Annotated in this window: 20 protein-coding genes; 10 read left to right on the top strand and 10 right to left on the bottom strand. The window is 54.0% G+C overall.

Annotated features, from left to right (window positions below; genetic code table 11):
- Nucleotides 1–7: 7 nt before the first annotated feature.
- The 4 genes from ruvX to K0H79_RS12905 all read right to left on the bottom strand — a co-directional run bounded on the left by ruvX (nt 8) and on the right by K0H79_RS12905 (nt 1771).
- Nucleotides 8–427, bottom strand: a complete 420-nt coding sequence (gene ruvX, locus K0H79_RS12920; protein WP_220065173.1) for a Holliday junction resolvase RuvX — start codon at nt 425–427, stop codon at nt 8–10.
- Nucleotides 427–990 (bottom strand): YqgE/AlgH family protein, encoded by a 564-nt coding sequence (locus K0H79_RS12915; RefSeq protein WP_220078160.1) that lies wholly within the window; start codon nt 988–990, stop codon nt 427–429. Before K0H79_RS12915 ends, ruvX begins: the two co-directional genes overlap by 1 nt.
- An 8-nt stretch (nt 991–998) precedes the next feature.
- Nucleotides 999–1328 (bottom strand): stress response translation initiation inhibitor YciH, encoded by a 330-nt coding sequence (gene yciH / locus K0H79_RS12910; protein WP_220065172.1) that lies wholly within the window; start codon nt 1326–1328, stop codon nt 999–1001.
- Nucleotides 1329–1441: 113 nt separating this feature from the next.
- Nucleotides 1442–1771, bottom strand: a complete 330-nt coding sequence (locus K0H79_RS12905) for a hypothetical protein (protein WP_220076084.1) — start codon at nt 1769–1771, stop codon at nt 1442–1444.
- Between the two features lie 190 nt (nt 1772–1961).
- On the opposite strand from K0H79_RS12905, the gene K0H79_RS12900 reads away from it, so the two are divergent.
- Nucleotides 1962–2522: a DUF4136 domain-containing protein gene (locus K0H79_RS12900; RefSeq protein ID WP_220065170.1), complete on the top strand. Its 561-nt coding sequence runs from the start codon at nt 1962–1964 to the stop codon at nt 2520–2522.
- A gap of 71 nt (nt 2523–2593) precedes the next feature.
- On the opposite strand, the gene K0H79_RS12895 is transcribed toward K0H79_RS12900, so the two are convergent.
- Nucleotides 2594–3475 (bottom strand): LysR family transcriptional regulator, encoded by an 882-nt coding sequence (locus K0H79_RS12895; protein ID WP_220076083.1) that lies wholly within the window; start codon nt 3473–3475, stop codon nt 2594–2596.
- A gap of 87 nt (nt 3476–3562) precedes the next feature.
- On the opposite strand from K0H79_RS12895, the gene K0H79_RS12890 reads away from it, so the two are divergent.
- The 5 genes from K0H79_RS12890 (at nt 3563) to tpx (ending at nt 6875) form a co-directional block, all read left to right on the top strand.
- The gene (locus tag K0H79_RS12890; protein ID WP_220076082.1) at nt 3563–4012 is read left to right on the top strand and encodes a PACE efflux transporter; all 450 of its coding nucleotides are present in this window, start codon (nt 3563–3565) and stop codon (nt 4010–4012) included.
- An 88-nt stretch (nt 4013–4100) separates the two neighbouring features.
- Nucleotides 4101–4610: a DUF924 family protein gene (locus K0H79_RS12885; RefSeq protein ID WP_220076081.1), complete on the top strand. Its 510-nt coding sequence runs from the start codon at nt 4101–4103 to the stop codon at nt 4608–4610.
- 155 nt (nt 4611–4765) lie between these two features.
- Entirely contained in the window at nt 4766–5329 is a 564-nt protein-coding gene (locus K0H79_RS12880) for an OmpA family protein (RefSeq protein ID WP_220076080.1), read from the top strand.
- 31 nt (nt 5330–5360) lie between these two features.
- Complete coding sequence (locus tag K0H79_RS12875) at nt 5361–6188, top strand: mechanosensitive ion channel family protein (RefSeq protein ID WP_220065165.1); 828 nt, start codon at nt 5361–5363, stop codon at nt 6186–6188.
- Between the two features lie 111 nt (nt 6189–6299).
- Nucleotides 6300–6875 (top strand): thiol peroxidase, encoded by a 576-nt coding sequence (gene tpx, locus K0H79_RS12870; protein WP_220065164.1) that lies wholly within the window; start codon nt 6300–6302, stop codon nt 6873–6875.
- Between the two features lie 38 nt (nt 6876–6913).
- Here the strand turns inward: tpx and K0H79_RS12865 are convergent, their stop codons facing one another.
- The gene (locus K0H79_RS12865; RefSeq protein ID WP_408733394.1) at nt 6914–7525 is read right to left on the bottom strand and encodes a trimeric intracellular cation channel family protein; all 612 of its coding nucleotides are present in this window, start codon (nt 7523–7525) and stop codon (nt 6914–6916) included.
- A gap of 232 nt (nt 7526–7757) precedes the next feature.
- Here K0H79_RS12865 and ltaE point away from each other — a divergent pair, with 232 nt between their 5' ends.
- Nucleotides 7758–8768 carry a low-specificity L-threonine aldolase gene (gene ltaE / locus K0H79_RS12860; protein ID WP_220076078.1) on the top strand — a complete coding sequence of 337 codons (1011 nt, stop codon included), beginning with the start codon at nt 7758–7760 and terminating at the stop codon, nt 8766–8768.
- Between the two features lie 150 nt (nt 8769–8918).
- Nucleotides 8919–9287, top strand: a complete 369-nt coding sequence (locus K0H79_RS12855) for an acyl-CoA thioesterase (RefSeq protein WP_011760572.1) — start codon at nt 8919–8921, stop codon at nt 9285–9287.
- Here K0H79_RS12855 and K0H79_RS12850 read toward each other — a convergent pair whose 3' ends face one another.
- The gene (locus tag K0H79_RS12850; protein ID WP_220065161.1) at nt 9288–9494 is read right to left on the bottom strand and encodes a hypothetical protein; all 207 of its coding nucleotides are present in this window, start codon (nt 9492–9494) and stop codon (nt 9288–9290) included.
- Between the two features lie 136 nt (nt 9495–9630).
- On the opposite strand from K0H79_RS12850, the gene K0H79_RS12845 reads away from it, so the two are divergent.
- Both K0H79_RS12845 and K0H79_RS12840 read left to right on the top strand, forming a co-directional pair.
- Complete coding sequence (locus K0H79_RS12845; RefSeq protein ID WP_220076077.1) at nt 9631–10215, top strand: GNAT family N-acetyltransferase; 585 nt, start codon at nt 9631–9633, stop codon at nt 10213–10215.
- On the top strand, nt 10216–11544 hold the full coding sequence (locus tag K0H79_RS12840; RefSeq protein ID WP_220076076.1) for an FAD-binding oxidoreductase: 1329 nt from the start codon (nt 10216–10218) through the stop codon (nt 11542–11544).
- A 74-nt stretch (nt 11545–11618) separates the two neighbouring features.
- Here K0H79_RS12840 and nhaC read toward each other — a convergent pair whose 3' ends face one another.
- The 3 genes from nhaC to yiaY all read right to left on the bottom strand — a co-directional run bounded on the left by nhaC (nt 11619) and on the right by yiaY (nt 15522).
- Entirely contained in the window at nt 11619–13103 is a 1485-nt protein-coding gene (nhaC, locus tag K0H79_RS12835; protein ID WP_220076075.1) for a Na+/H+ antiporter NhaC, read from the bottom strand.
- A 360-nt stretch (nt 13104–13463) separates the two neighbouring features.
- Nucleotides 13464–13826, bottom strand: a complete 363-nt coding sequence (locus K0H79_RS12830) for a cytoplasmic protein (RefSeq protein WP_220076074.1) — start codon at nt 13824–13826, stop codon at nt 13464–13466.
- A gap of 547 nt (nt 13827–14373) precedes the next feature.
- Complete coding sequence (gene yiaY / locus K0H79_RS12825; protein ID WP_220065157.1) at nt 14374–15522, bottom strand: L-threonine dehydrogenase; 1149 nt, start codon at nt 15520–15522, stop codon at nt 14374–14376.
- Between the last annotated feature and the right edge of the window lie 25 nt (nt 15523–15547).

Raw genomic sequence — 15547 nt, 5'->3', positions numbered from 1 at the left:
GGCACCATCAGGCGCCATATTGATTTTCAAAGTAGCTTTCGACAATCAATACTGCCGATACCGCATCCACCTGGCCCTTGGTGAGTGCTTTAAAACCGCCAAATTCAAATAATCTGGCTTTGGCATCGGCAGTGGTCAGCCTCTCATCCTGGGTGGCTATCTTTACCCCGAAACGGCCATTCAGACGGTTGGCAAACTTGCGTGCCCTCTGGGTCATCTCCTGCTCAGTGCCGTCCATATTTAGCGGCAGGCCTATCACAAGCAGATCGGGTTTCCACTCGTTGATTAACTTACCTATGTCTTCCCAGTTGGGAATGCCGTCCACCGCCTTGACGGAGGTGAGTGGGTTGGCGCTGCCGGTTATCGACTGGCCAACGGCAATACCTATACTCTTGGTGCCAAAATCGAATCCCATCACTGTGCTCATCAGGCGTGCCCTGCCTGATTGGATACTTGCCACAGCTCAAAACCAAGGGCTTTACTGGCCTGATTCCAGCGGTCTTCGTGGGGAATGGCAAACAGGATTTCATCGCTGGCAGGAATGGTCAGCCAGCTGTTTTGTGCCAGCTCTTCCTCCAGCTGCCCGGCGCTCCAGCCGGCATAGCCCAGAGCCACCATAAAGTGGCTGGGGGCTTTGCTGGTGCCTATGGCAGAGAGGATGTCTCGGGAGGTGGTGAGCATCAGCTCATCCGTCAGCCTGCTGGAGTTTACCCAGCCTTCCTGAGTGGTATGCAGCACAAAACCACGCTCCGGATTGACAGGGCCGCCCACCAGCACCTGATCGGCACTCTCGCCAAGCAATATGCCTTCGTCGGGCATTAAATCCAGTTGTGACAGGAGATCACGCACGCTCATGCCCACGGGGCGGTTAATAATCAGGCCCATGGCGCCTTTGGCATCGTGCTCACAGAGGTAAACAACCGTCTTGTCAAAGAAGCCGTCATTAAGGCTTGGCATGGCAATCAGGAAATGATTTTTAAGGCTTTCCATCGACATGGTTATCCTCCCGCAAGCTTTACGGTAAATCCTTGTTTTTCCAGCAGACCCTTTAGCAATTCACGGTTGTCGGTTTGGACTTCAATGTCGAAGTCCTTCACAGTTCCGCCGCAGCCACACTGCTTCTTCAGTTTTTGAGCCAGCTCCTTGAGTGCTGCCTGGTCGAGTCCCAGGCCGCTTATCACGCTGACACCCTTGCCTTTGCGGCCTTTGCTGTCTCTGTGGATGCGTACCACGCCGTCGCCTTTGGGCACTTCAACTTCAGGTGTGGGCTCATCGATTCTGCCCTTATCTGTGCTGTACACCAGTAATACGTTCGGATCGATTCTCATAGTTCACTCTGCCACAGTCTCTTTTAGTCAGTTTACCAGAGTCGGCAAATATATGTTGTGGCGATAAAAAACAAAACACCACCCTTAAGGTGGTGTTTTGTCTGGATAAGAGGTTAAAACATATTCAGAAAATTAAGGATAAGCAGAATGGTGGTAACAAGGGCGCAGGGAAGCAGCAACGACTGCAATTTGGTCACCAGTAAGGTCGCGCAGGTAGCGGTCAGTCCCAGCGTCAGGGCAACAGGCAGCATTTTATCCGCTGAAGACTGGGTAAAGAGCAGCCACAGCGAAACCAGTACAGCCAGGAGTAACAGGCTGTAGTGGCTGCCTGAAATACCGGCCTGTGTGGAATCTGCCTTTACCGGGCCTGTTGCGGGGACGGTGCGGGGACCAAATAGCACGATAACGGATGCAATGACGGCGGCTGCAATAAACCAATACATAAGACTCCCTGCCTGAATGAAATTAAATCTAATTGATAATTATTATCAACAAGTGGCGGCAATGGGTCAAGATTCGATTTTGCATTTGTGGTAATTTCAGTTGTTAGTCACAAAAAGCACAGTTAAGCTGAACCTAATTGCCTCTTATCTGTCTGAAAGGGCAGAAGACTTTGCTTCGGAGAGACCCTTTATGAAAAAGATTGTAGTTGCGGCGGCCTTGCTGGCCCTCAGTGCCTGTTCCAGTATGAAAACCAGCTGGGACTTCGATCCCGGAGTGACTTTCAACCAATACAAAACCTATGCCTGGGTAGAAAAGAAAGACGATGAAGCCGGTTATCACCTCGATGGCCTGATGGATCAAAGGGTGCGTGATGCCATCGAGACTGAACTCGGTCAAAAGGGATTCAGTAAGTCAGAGGCAGCCGGTGCCGATCTGCTGGTGAACTACCTCACCAAGGTCGATAAGAAAATCAATGTCGACACCTTCAACACCAGCTATGGCTATAACCCATACTGGGGCCCGGGTTGGGGCTGGGGTGGTAATGTGCAGACTCAAACCACGGTGCGCGAGTATGAGGTTGGTACACTAATTATTGATTTAATTGATAATAAATCCGGTAAATTGGTGTGGCGCGGCTCAGTGGCCGATACCATTCGCGACAGCAACACGCCACAGGAACGTGAAGCCAAGGTGCGTGAAGCCGTGGCCGGTGTGATGCTGAATTACCCGCCAAAACCCGACGCCAAGTAAGGCTCGGTGCAATAAAAAAGCGACCATGGGTCGCTTTTTTATTACCGCTTTTTCAGCGCTTTTTATCGCAATCATCGAACACCCTCATCCCTTACCAGAGCTCGGAGCTCTTTCCCGAGAGGCTGCATCGACAGACTCTGATGCTGAATAATATCCACGTTGGCGTGCCAGCCGAGGGCCTCAAAGTCCACCGGCAGAGGCACAAGGGTGGCTGACGCTAAACCGTCTCTTACCAGATGACTCGGAAGCAGTGCCCAGCCAAACCCTTCCTGCACCATGGTCAAAAGTACGTGGTAATTATCGGCATACCAGACGTCAGGTGAGTGGGGAGCGCTGAAGACTGAATGCCCCATGGCTCTTGAGCCAATCACCAACTGCCGGTGCAACTTAAGTTCATCCACGTGGGTAAGGCGCATAGCGGCAAGCGGGTGGTGACTTGCCACAACGGGCTCAAAATGCACGCCACCAACGGATTCGAAATCCACTCCCTCGGGGTAGAGGGTTTCACTGAATACCAGTCCGGCACTGGCGCGCCCCTGCTGGACCATTTTAATAATGTCGCTGCTGGAAGCCGAAAGCAGTTCGATGCTGAGCCCAGGCTGCTGTTCGGCCAGTAACCTTAATATCATCAGCGTCTTATCTATCTCAATTCCTTCGTCGTGTGCCAGCGTCAATCGATTTGGGAGGGCCATGTCGAGCAGCGTCAGTTGCCGTTCAAGCCGCTGCTGCTGACCGAGCACGGCACGGGCATAGGGTAGCAGTCGCTGGCCTGCCTCAGTCAGTGTGGGATAACGTCCGCTGCGCTCAAACAGACTGTGGCCGCAGTCAATCTCCATATTAATCACCTGTTGGCTCACGGCGGATTGCACTTTACTCAGTTTTCGGGCTGCCGCTGAAAAGGACCCTTCATCCACTGTGGTGACAAAACACAAGAGTTGATCGCTCGATAACATATCGAATATCCAGATGGCAGCTAACTTTATTGCACATAATAGCAGATGGATAATCCTGTGAGTGCCCTATTCATCACGAGGTTTTCCATGGGAAGTACAGTCATTAAAAGTCGCCGTGAAAGGCTTTTGCAGGCGTTACTGTTTGAGGGCGTAGCACTGCTGCTGTTGGTGCCGCTGTCAACCTTGATTGGAGGACATCATCCCGGGGAAATGATCATTGTCGCGGCCTCGCTTAGCCTTTATGCCGTTTGCTGGAGCTATTTTTACAATCAGGGATTCGAGCGCTTTTGCCAACACTTTAGGCTGCGCAAAACCGCAGTACTCAGGGTTGGCCATATTCTGGGGTTCGAGCTCGGGCTGATGCTGGCGACCTTACCCCCGGTAGCCTGGTTTCTTGATATCAGCCTGTGGCAGGCGTTGCTGCTGGAGGCGGGCTTTTTGATGTTTTTTCTTCTCTATGGGCTCGTATTCTACTGGCTGTACGATGAAATAAGACAACGCTGGTTTGAGCATGAGATGGCCGTACGACCAAAGTAGAGAAGCCCGCAAGGCGCGCGGCTGATAAGCTTTGGCTCTGCCAAACTTTTACTTGGCCTGTGGCTTTTCGATAGGGAATAAGAAGAATATGCAGTCATTTCTGACCTCTTGGTTTACTGCCGAACAGCAGGCGCTCGAAGCTCACGGGGCGGGTGCATTTGAATTTGCTGAGCCTATGGCGAGCCATCATGCCTACTGGGCCATGTTGCTTGAGCAGGCAAATCAGGGCGAGTTGGAACACTGGCAGGCAACGCCTCCCGGCACTCTGGCTCTTATTCTCCTGTACTCGGCGGTACCTGCAAAGCTCGGGTTACCCTATCAGGAGCGTCGTCACTTCAAGGCCAGAGCCCTGTGTCTTAACGGCATTCGTCGTGGCTTTGATACCCAACTCGACCTTGGCGGCCGCCACGGTTTTTATACCCCGCTTTATCACTCCTGGCTCGATGAGGACAAGGCGCTGCTGGCGCGTCTGCTTGCCGGTATGAGGGCCCTCGCTGCCGATGAGGATCCTGCCCGTTGCCGTCTGGCACTCTGGCAGCAGTGGCATACACAGGCCATGCCGATTTTGGCTGCCACAGATTCTCAGTCAATTGATTGAAATCCTGGATGGCGCTGCTAGGCTTTTCGTTGACGTCGAACAAAATCCTTTTTCTTTGCAAATTAAGCAGTAAAATATCTCTCGTTGTTGATTGGGGTTCATAACCCCGACTGCCGGAATCTCCGGCGATGATTAACACATCCCGGGATTTCACTATGAACCCTTGGCTTTGCGTTGGGGTGCTGGTTGGACTGATAAGTTTGCCGCTGCATGCGATAAGCGACAAAGATGGAGATGGAGTACCTGATTTCAAGGATGCCTGTCCCGGTACGCCGGTGGGCAGCAGAGTGGGGGCCAACGGGTGTATTATTCCGGTCAGCGCGCCTGCTCCTGTGTGTCTGATGACGTCACAGATGAATCCATACCCATCCACTTGTCACCAGGGTGAAATCCTGTCGATCTATTTTGATTTTGGATCGGCGTTCGTGCCTTTTGAAGCTGCCGCCAAGCTGGCGTGGTTGGCAAAGAGTATCGAGGCAGACCCTGTCTCGTTGCTGCTTCAGGGACACACAGACGACATAGGAACTGATGCGGCCAATTATCGCTTGTCAGCCGAGCGGGCTGACAATGTTGCTGCCACCCTCGCCATGGATTTTGCTTTCCCTAAAGCGAGAATAACGACAGCATCCTTTGGGGAGTCAATGCCCGTTGCCCCCAATAACTCCGAGATTGGCCGACAACAAAACCGCCGTGTCGATATTTTGATACTCGTTGAATAGCACAGTGTTTTTAAGTTAAGGGAGTAATTTCATGGATAATATCCAAGGATTAATCGATCAGGCTCCAGAGCTGATCATGACCTACGGTCTGAAAGTCATTTTTGCCATTATCATTTTCCTGGTCGGTAAGTACTTCTCCAATTTAGTGAAGAAGTTAACCACCAAGATGCTGAACAACCGCAAGGTTGACCCCACTGTCACCTCTTTTGTTGCCAACCTGGCGTGGGCTGTGGTGTTTGTCTTCACCGTTATCGCCACCCTGGGGCAAATCGGCGTACAGACTGCCTCTCTGGTTGCCGTTATCGGTGCCGCCGGTCTGGCTGTTGGCTTGGCGCTGCAGGGCTCTTTGTCCAACTTCGCTGCCGGTGTGCTGATGGTGCTGTTCCGTCCATGCCGCGTGGGTGACTACATCGAAGCGGCCGGCATCGCCGGTACCGTGGATGAAATCACTATTTTCTCCACCAAGCTGCGTACGCCTGACAACAAGGTTATCGTTGCGCCCAACTCAGCCATCATGAATGGCACCATCACCAACTACTCTGCCATGGACAAGCGCCGTGTGGACATGGTGATTGGTGTTGCCTACGACGCCGATATCAAGCTGACCAAGAAAGTCCTGACCGACATTCTGGACAACAACCAGTACGTGCTGAAAGACCCGGCTTATACCGTTGCCCTGAGTGAACTGGGTGCCTCTTCCATTAACTTTGTGGTGCGCCCCTGGGTTAAGGGTGCTGACTTCTGGGCAGCCAAGTTTGAGCTGACCGAGCAAATCAAAAATGCCCTCGATGCCAATAACATTGGTATCCCATATCCGCAGATGGATATCCATGTGAAGGAATTGCCTGCGGCCAAGTAAGCTGCAGCAATGTAAAAAGCCGGCAATCGCCGGCTTTTTTTATGCCAGGGCTGGCGGTATTGGCCACACTTTGCAACACTCAGCTATCGGTTGATGACAGGGAGAAAAACAATGTTTAAAAAGGCGTTATGCATAGGCTTGGTCCTGGTTGCTGCCCAGGGTATGGCCCAGGACAGAGACAGTGTCACCATGGGGGGTAAGCAGGTGATGTTGTCGGGAACCCTGCCGCAGGTGGGTGAAACCGCACCGGGGTTTAGGGTAGTCGATGCTTCATTTAAGCCGGTTGCTCTTAGCGATTTTAAAGGCAAAACGGTTCTTATCAGCGCCGTTCCCAGCCTGGATACCGGTGTGTGTGCGTTGCAAACCAAGCGCTTCAATGACGAAGTGGGTAAGTTTGATGGCAAGTCCGTGGTGATGCTGACCCTGAGCACCGACCTGCCTTTCGCGCAAAAGCGTTTTTGCAAGACTGAAGGGGTTGAGAATATTCAGGTATTGTCAGACTCAGTTTGGCGTAACTTTGCCGAAGAGTACGGCCTGTTGATAGAAGATAGAGGTTTGCTCGCCCGCAGCATCTTTATCGTGGATGCCGAGGGCACCTTAAGATACAAAGAGTTGGTTGGTGAAGTCAGTCATCATCCGGATTACGATGCGGCCCTCGCTGCCTTGAAAGACATCAGTCAGCAATAACGAAAACGCCGGCAATGCCGGCGTTTTTTATGTGGGACTCAGTGGTGAGCATCGCTCTGATAGTTAAAGGTGGGCATTGACCAGTGGTAACGGATGGCACACATACGCAGCCCGAATCCCAGCACCAAACAGCCCAGCAGGCTTGGCCAGCCGCCAAAACCACTGAGCGCCAGCAGCACGTAAAGGCTGGCGGTAAGCAGGGACGCCAGCGCATAAAACTCCCGTCTGAAAATCAGTGGGATCTCATTGCACAAAATGTCTCTGAGCACACCGCCAAAGACGCCGGTGACCACCCCCATGGCCACAGCGACCACGGGGCTATAGCCCAACATCAGGGTTTTTTGGGCGCCGGTAATGGAAAACACCGCCAGGCCAAGGGCATCGATGGCCAGGAATAGACGGCCAAGATAGCGCATCAGCGGGGCGATAAGCACCGTCAGCAGCGAGGCTGCAGCAATGGCAATCAGGTAGTGCCAGTTGGCAATCCAAATCAGCGGATAGTTGCCAAGGAGCATATCCCTCAGGGTGCCGCCACCGATGGCGGTCACCAGACCTATGATCACCACCCCAAAGAGATCCATCTGTTTGCGTCCGGCGGCAAGGGCGCCTGTCATGGCTTCGGCCAGTATACCGATGAGCCACAGCAGCATAATAAATTCTGTTTGTTCCAAAGGAAGACGTCTCTTGGGTAAAAGCCGCATTCTGCCCTAACTGCAGGGCTTTTCAATCAAGATTAACTTTCTGGAAGTATTAGTTTTTGTTATGTGTGAATGAGTTGTTTCAGCGGGTGTCAGCAGGGGACGTCACAAAGATGCTGGCCTTCAGGTGGTAAGGTCTGGATAATCGGCCAGTCAGTTGTATTACTACCCCGGGGGGATTAGCATGAAGGCAGATTTCAGAAGCGATACAGTCACTCAGCCAACCGCAGCGATGCGCGAGGTCATGTCACAGGCCCAGGTGGGGGACGATGTGTATGGTGACGATCCTACGGTTAATCGTCTGGAGGCCATGGCGGCCGAGATGCTGGGGTTTGATGCTGCACTCTTTACCAGCTCCGGTACCCAGGCCAATCTGCTGGCACTGATGAGCCATTGTGAGCGTGGAGATGAGTATATCTGTGGCCAGGATGCCCACAACTACCGGTTTGAGGGTGGCGGCGCCGCCGTGCTTGGCAGCATTCAGCCCCAGCCGCTGCTCAATCAGGCCGATGGCACCATCGCCCTTGGCGACATCGAAGCCGCCATTAAACCCGATGATGTGCACTATGCCCGCACCCGCTTGTTGAGCCTGGAAAACACCATAGGTGGCAAGGTACTGCCTATGGAGTATCTGGCCGATGCACAGGCGCTGGCCTTTAACCGGGGCCTTAAAATTCACCTCGATGGCGCCCGCCTTGCCAATGCGGCGGTGGCGGTTAACAAGCCAATGGCCGAGATTGCCGGGCACTTTGATTCTGTTTCCCTGTGTCTTTCCAAGGGACTGTGTGCGCCAGTGGGCTCTTTGCTGCTGGGGGATGACAGACTGATTAAAAAGGCACGTCGCTGGCGTAAAATGCTGGGCGGTGGCATGCGCCAGGCGGGGATTCTGGCCGCTGCGGGCATCATAGCGCTGGAGTCTCAGTGGCAAAGACTGGCCGAAGATCACGACAATGCCGCGCTCCTTGGCCGTGAGTTGTCGATGATTGATGGTTTTGATGTCAACACTGCTTCAATCCAGACCAATATGGTGTTTGCCAGGGTTGCCGAGCATATCGACATCAAGCGCATTGCCGCCGAGTTGGCGAGCCAGGGCTTTATTATCAGCCCTTCCCAAAATTTGCGTCTGGTTACCCACAATGACATCAGTCGCGACGCAGTTCTGGCCTTCGTGGCGGCGCTGAAAAACGCGCTCTGATTGCGCTGTTAATGTGCATGACGCGCAATCCTGGTGCAGAAATCAGTGATTTATAACAGGTGGTATTTTTAATTTATTGAAATATAAGATTTAAAATATTGGCTTAGAGGTTGCTTTAGTCATGGGGCCCACTATCACGGAGGACGCCCCATGAAATTCCTAAGCCGTCGTTTGGTTAAACCCGATCACCTGAATCCTGCCAACACCCTCTTTGGCGGCCAGCTGCTCAGCTGGCTCGATGAAGAAGCGGCCATCTTTGCTGCCTGTCAGATGAAGAGCGACAGGCATGTGACCAAAATCATCGCTGAAATCAATTTCATCACCCCGGCCAGAGCCGGTGATGTGTTGGAGTTTGGCTTTGAGCTGATCAGTGTCGGCCACAGCTCCATCGCGGTAAGGGCCATGGTGCGCAACAAGGTTTCCCAGTTGCCTGTGGTGACGGTGGAAAAGCTGGTATTTGTGCACGTGAATGAGAAGGGGCTGCCCGCACCCCATGGGATGCGGGCGGCAGCTGCCTGATCAGTTCTTTTCTTCGCTCAACTCTTCTTTAACTGAGTTGACTGCATCGCGGGAGGCATGGCCAACGGCCTTGGTTGCATCACGGGTGGCGTGACCTATGTCGCGGGTCACTTCTTTGGTGGTGTGGCCAACGGTCCGGCCAGCGTCTTTCAGCTCTGCGCAGCCGCCCAGCAGGGCAATGGCCGTCAATACGAGTAAGGCTTTCATGGTTGCTCCTTGGTTTAAGGTGCCCACTATAGCAGCAGGCGGCTTTCCTTGAAAAGTCACCGGTGCCCAATGGGGAGCTCCTGTGTTATTGTTCACAAAACAATAACAAGATGCCTTCAGGCAACGATATCCAATCATGACCAAGCCCCATTCCCAATTGATTATCCGCCAGATGCAGCCAGAGGACTTTGACGCCGTATTGGCCCTTGGCGAAGCCGTTCACGGAGACGGCTATCTCGATTTAGCTCATTTGCAATCCCTCTGGCAAGCAGGTATCAAGGCCGGCATCAACGCGAGTTTTGTAGCGCTTGACCAAAACGGCCTGCTCGGTTTTCGCCTTACCCTGGCGGCGGGACAGTGGCACCCCGACCGCTGGTGTTCGCCCTCGTTGTGGGGAATCGCCCCTGACAGGGTGTGCTATTTCAAATCCAATACTCTGGCCCCTGTGGCCAGAGGGAGAGGGCTTGGCGGCATCTTGCTGCAACATGCCGTCGATGCCGTGAAGGCCCAGGGGGCGCTTGGCGGTATAGCTCATCTATGGCAGGAAAGCCCCCATAATGCGGCGGTGCGTTACTTCTCGAAGGCCGGTGGCAAACTCATCAAGGCCCACCCCGACCGTTGGAATCAGTCCCACGATAATCCGGATTACCTGTGCACCCTGTGTGGCAATGATTGCCACTGCACGGCGTGCGAGATGTTATTGGTGTTTCAGGAGTCTTAATTGTACGACCCATTAATCAGCGCCAATGCGGCGCAGCAAGCGTTGCCGTCCACCTTTTGGTCGGGTACCACTGAGCTGTTACCCGAGTCGCCGAGGCTACAGGGACATCTTCAAACCGATGTGGTGGTGATTGGCGGCGGTTTTACCGGACTTCTCACCGCCTATTATCTCGCCACCGAATATGGCAGGCAGGTGACCCTACTCGAAGCCAACCGGATTGGATTTGGGGCCAGCGCCCGTAATGGTGGCTTTGTGCTCAAGGGTTCGGGTCGTTTGGGCTATGGTCAAATGGCCAAGCGGTGGGATTTGGATACGGCAAAGGGGATTTATCAGGAGTTCTCGGAGGCGGTTGCCCGGGTGGAAGGGCTTATCCAGGATGGCAAGATTGACTGCAACCCCCAGGAAAAGGGTTATCTTAAGATTGCCCACAGTCCCAAGGCCATGCAAACCCTGCAGGCCGGTGCCGATTTTATTGCCCGCCATATGGGGCAGGGCGCCGAGTTTATCAGTCCATCGAGGCTCAGAAGCGATTATCTCAATCATCATCAGTCCTATGGGGCGCTGCGTCTTGCCGACGGATTTGGCCTGAATCCGCTGAAATTGCTGCTGGGCTATGCCCGTCTGGCCCGCGAAGCTGGCGTGCAAGTCTTTGAGCAAAGTACCGTGCTTACCAGTGTGCGCACCGCCAAAGGCTTCAGTCTGGAAACCCAAGCGGGGCGCATCGATGCCAATGCCCTGGTGTTTGCCGGCAATGCCTATACCCAGCCCGGTTTGACCGAAACCCTCAAGGGGCGCTTTTTGCCCATTCTCAGCAATGTGATAGTGACAGAGCCCTTGTCTGAAGCCGTGCTGGCAGAGGCTGGGCTATACAGCCGCCAGGTGGCCATGGACACCCGCATCCTCAAATACTATTACCGCTTGTTGCCGGAAAACCGCTTGCTCTTTGGCGGTCGCGGCGCCGTGTGGGGCCGTGATGCTGACAATCCTGTGTACCCGGCACGTTTGAAAGAAGCCATGGATAAGGCATTTCCGGCTCTGACAGGTGTGGGTTTAAGCCACACCTGGCACGGCTGGCTGGCGGCATCCCTCGATGATATGCCCCATGTCTATACCCGAAGTGGCGAAGGCTACAGTCTGGGATATTGCGGCGCAGGTGTGTCTTTCAGCAGCCAGGCGGCGTGGCGAATTGCTGGCATGTTAAGTGGTAAGGCTGCGCCGTCATTGCCGCTTTATGGCACGCCCTTGCCGGGTTTTCCCCTGGCACCACTCAGGCGTATGGGGCAGTGGGCCTTTTATCATTACGGCCGTCTTATGGACTCGCTGAGCTGACCTTTAAGCCACCAAATAAAAACGCCCTTGAGAGGGCGTTTTTTGATGCTGCCGGATTAAAGGCCTTACGATAATCAGGCTTCGGCGCTTCTCGGCTCGTCGGCGCTGTCCAGCAGGTCAGATTCTTCCAGTGGCAGCAGCTTTATCTGGAAGTAGGCATAACCTGCGCTGACCACGGGGCAGATAAGATTGAAGAAGGCAAAGGGCAGATAGGCGATGGTGGCCACACCCAGGGTGCTCGCCATAAAGGCGCCGCAGGTGTTCCAGGGAACCAGAGGACTGGTGACCGTGGCTGAGTCTTCCAGTGCACGCGACAGGTTAACCGGCGCCAGCTTGTGGCGGGTGTATTCCAGTTTCAGCATACGACCGGGCAGGATAATGGCAATAAACTGATCGGCGGTAATGACGTTGGCACCTATGGCGCAGCCCAGGGTGGTGATGACCAGACTGGAGGAGGTTTTCACCATGGACAACATGCTTTGCAGCAGACGGTTGAGCAGGCCGGTTGCCTCCATCACGCCGCCAAAGGCCATGGCCGACAGGATTAGCCAAACCGTGTTGACCATGCCCGACATGCCCCCGCGACTTAAGAGGCCATCAAGCATTTCATTGCCGGTGCTGGCGCTGTAACCGTTGAACATGGCAATCCATAAGCCCTTAACCAGTGCCATGGCGGCGCCGAGGTTTGGGTCATCCGCAAGCTTCACCACACCATCAAACTGAAACAGCGCGGCGCTGAGCACCCCGGCCAGGGTTCCCAAAATCACTGTGGGGAAGGCGGGCATCTTGCGGTAAGCAAGGTAAATCACCACCACCAGCGGCAGCAGCAGGTGCGGGCCAACATGAAATTCATCTGACAGCAGTGTCAGGGTGGCATCCAGATTGGTGTCTATGCCGCTGCTGTCTGCCGATAACCCGATAAACAGAAAAATCAGCAGCGCAATGAGTATGCTGGGCACAGTGGTCCAGGTCATGTGTCGGATATGGCTGAAAATATCCGTACCTGCCACCGCGGGCGCCAGATTGGTGGTATCCGACATGGGGGACATCTTGTCACCGAAATAGGCGCCGCTGATGATGGCGCCGGCGGTAATTTCAACACTGAGGCCCACGGCCTGGGCAATACCGATAAGGGCAATACCCAGGGTTCCGGCCACCGTCCAGGAGCTGCCGATGGACAGGGCCACCAGAGCGCACAGCAGGCAGCTGGCGGCATAAAAATAATCCGGGCTCAGCACCTGCATGCCGTAGTAAATCATGGCGGGCACGGTGCCTGAGAGGATCCAGGCGCCGATGAGTGAGCCGACGCTGAACAGGATAAGCAATGCCGGTGTGGCAACACCGATACTGCGAACCATGCCCTCTTCGATATCTTTCCAGCAATGGCCGTTTTTAATGCCCACCACCATGCCGATACAGGCGGCGAGTATGAGTGCGATTTGGTTGGCCCCTGAGGAGCTGTCGGAGGAGAACAAATAGACGGCGGCGGCGAGCATAGTGACCAGGGCCGCCACGGGGATGAGTGCATCCACCAGGCTGGGCTGTTTCTGAGAGGCCATATTTTTACATCCTGAACTTTATAATTTTTATTTCCGGCGGGGAGCCGGATGCCCGTTATGGGCTTTATTTTTGCTTGGTTTTTGCTTGTGCTTGGCCGGTTTAATCCCGTGAGTCACAGGGGAGAAAGCTGGCCGAAGCCAATCCTGACACACTTCAATGACAAAAGTCGATAACAAATCCATTACCTTTTTACCGGTGTTTTTCAGTCGCCGAGTCGGTAAAAAAGTCTGTCTTACTGGGCCAAAATCGCGGTGGGGCCTGATAGCGGATGCGGGAATTGGGTGGTTATGGGCTGGAGTTAACTGCGTGAGGGAGGAGGAAGGCGGTGGGCGCCGATAGCGGTTCGGCGCCCATCGAAGTCAGAGTTTGTCCAGACGTTGCTGATAGTCGCCTATCAAATGCTCGACTATGTCTTTCGGATCGGCCCCATCGCAGCATTCATCCAAAAACAGCTTAAAGGTTACCAGCGCATGGCCATCGTTTTTCAGTCTGGAGCTTTGTACTGAAAAATACGCCATTTCGTCGCTGGCTTTACGCACCACGAAACCTTGGTCTTCAAATGCCAGTTCGCCGGACTCACTGTGCCATTTGGTGATACGTTTCAAGGCTATTTCGCTGGAATGGTTCAGCTCGATATGATTCTTCCAGCTCACTTCATGCTGGGGATCCTGATAGTGGGGGCAGCGGACCGTGTAGTTGTATACGTGAGTAATGGCTGTCATAGCTTTCCTGCCTTATTTGCGCTGGGAGAAGGGTTACTTCTGTCGGTGCATTTGAAGCTGCAGCGACAATGTAACTTTCCTTTTTTGTAGCACGGCATTAGCAGCGAAGAAAGGGTGCGGGATCTCAGTTTGTGGCCGCTTGCTGCTTTTATCGCCGACCAGCATGCAAAAACAAGACAAAAAAAATGGCCCGACATAGTGCCGGGCCTGTGTTTGCCTGTTCTTTGCAGGGAATAAGCGAACAAGCGAATTGTAAGACATTTGTATCAGGCTGTAACCTGAAAACTGTTAAAAAATTGTACTCTAAGGGTCTTCGATAAGAGGATTTATCTGGCTTTGCGAGCAAGATCCCAAGCTTAGGTGCATGCATGCGCTAAAGGGCCCGTCAATGCCCGGATGATGGCTTCAACGGCTTGGTAAAAGGCAGGACGCCGTCATTGAGCAAGGCTATGCCAGAGCGCGCTGCCAGGGCGTGAATTCTGAAACAGCAACAAAATAGCCCCCGGGGACGAACCGGGGGCCAGGTGTTGACTCGCGTCAGGGAAGATTACAGTGCGTTACGGAAAATCTGACAGATTTCCTCATGGGTGGCCTGTTTGGGGTTGGTAAAACCGCAGGCATCTTTCAGGGCGTTGTCGGCCAGCAGGGGAATATCTGCTTCTTTCACCCCCAACACAGTGAGGTTTTCCGGGATATTTACCGCCTTGGACAGCGCCTTGATGGCGTCGATGGCAGCCTTGGCCCCTTCCTGGTCATCAAGCGCGTCTATGGCAACACCCATGGCTTTGGCGACGTCTTTCAAACGGGCCGCCGCCACTGCCGCGTTGTATTCCTGCACGTATGGCAGCAGCAGGGCATTACAGACACCGTGGGGCAGGTCGTAGAAACCACCGAGCTGGTGAGCCATGGCATGCACATAACCCAGGCTGGCGTTGTTAAAGGCCATACCGGCGAGGAACTGGGCATAGGCCATCTGCTCACGGGCCTGAATGTCCTGTCCCTGTTTTACCGCCCGCTCAAGGTATTGCTGAATAAGCTCAATGGCCTTGATGGCGCAGGCATCTGTGATGGGATTGGCGGCAACAGATACATAGGCCTCAACGGCGTGGGTCAGGGCATCCATCCCGGTGGCAGCGGTCAAGGCCGCTGGTTTTTTCACCATCAGCTCAGGATCGTTCACCGACAGAATGGGGGTGGTGTGCTTGTCGACAATGGCCATTTTGATATGGCGGGCTTCGTCGGTGATGATGCAAAAGCGGGTCATTTCGCTGGCGGTGCCCGCAGTGGTATTGATGGCAACCAGGGGCAACTGTGGCTTGGCCGATTTGTCGACTCCTTCGTAGTCTTTGATGCTACCGCCATTGGTGGCGACCAGGGCGATACCCTTGGCGCAGTCGTGTGGGGAGCCGCCGCCGAGGGAAATCACAAAGTCACAGCCATGGGCGTTGAGCAGTGCAAGGCCTGCCTCCACATTGGCTGTGGTGGGGTTGGGTTGCACACCATCAAACACGACGGCGGTGATGCCCCGCTCACCCAGCTTTTCCACCAGTTCCCCGGCAATGCCTATTTGTACCAAAGGCTTATCTGTAACTATCAGGGCCTTTTTAAAACCCAGGGTGACTATGTCCCCGATTGCCTCGTCTACGGCGCCCTGGCCGAGCACGTTTACAGAAGGGATAAAAAATTTCGCAGCCATAATATCTACCTCGTTGAGCTGAAAT

Source organism: Shewanella sp. FJAT-52076 (genome assembly GCF_019457455.1).
GTDB classification, from domain to species: domain Bacteria; phylum Pseudomonadota; class Gammaproteobacteria; order Enterobacterales; family Shewanellaceae; genus Shewanella; species Shewanella zhangzhouensis.
This window is presented reverse-complemented; position numbering and strand designations above follow the sequence as displayed.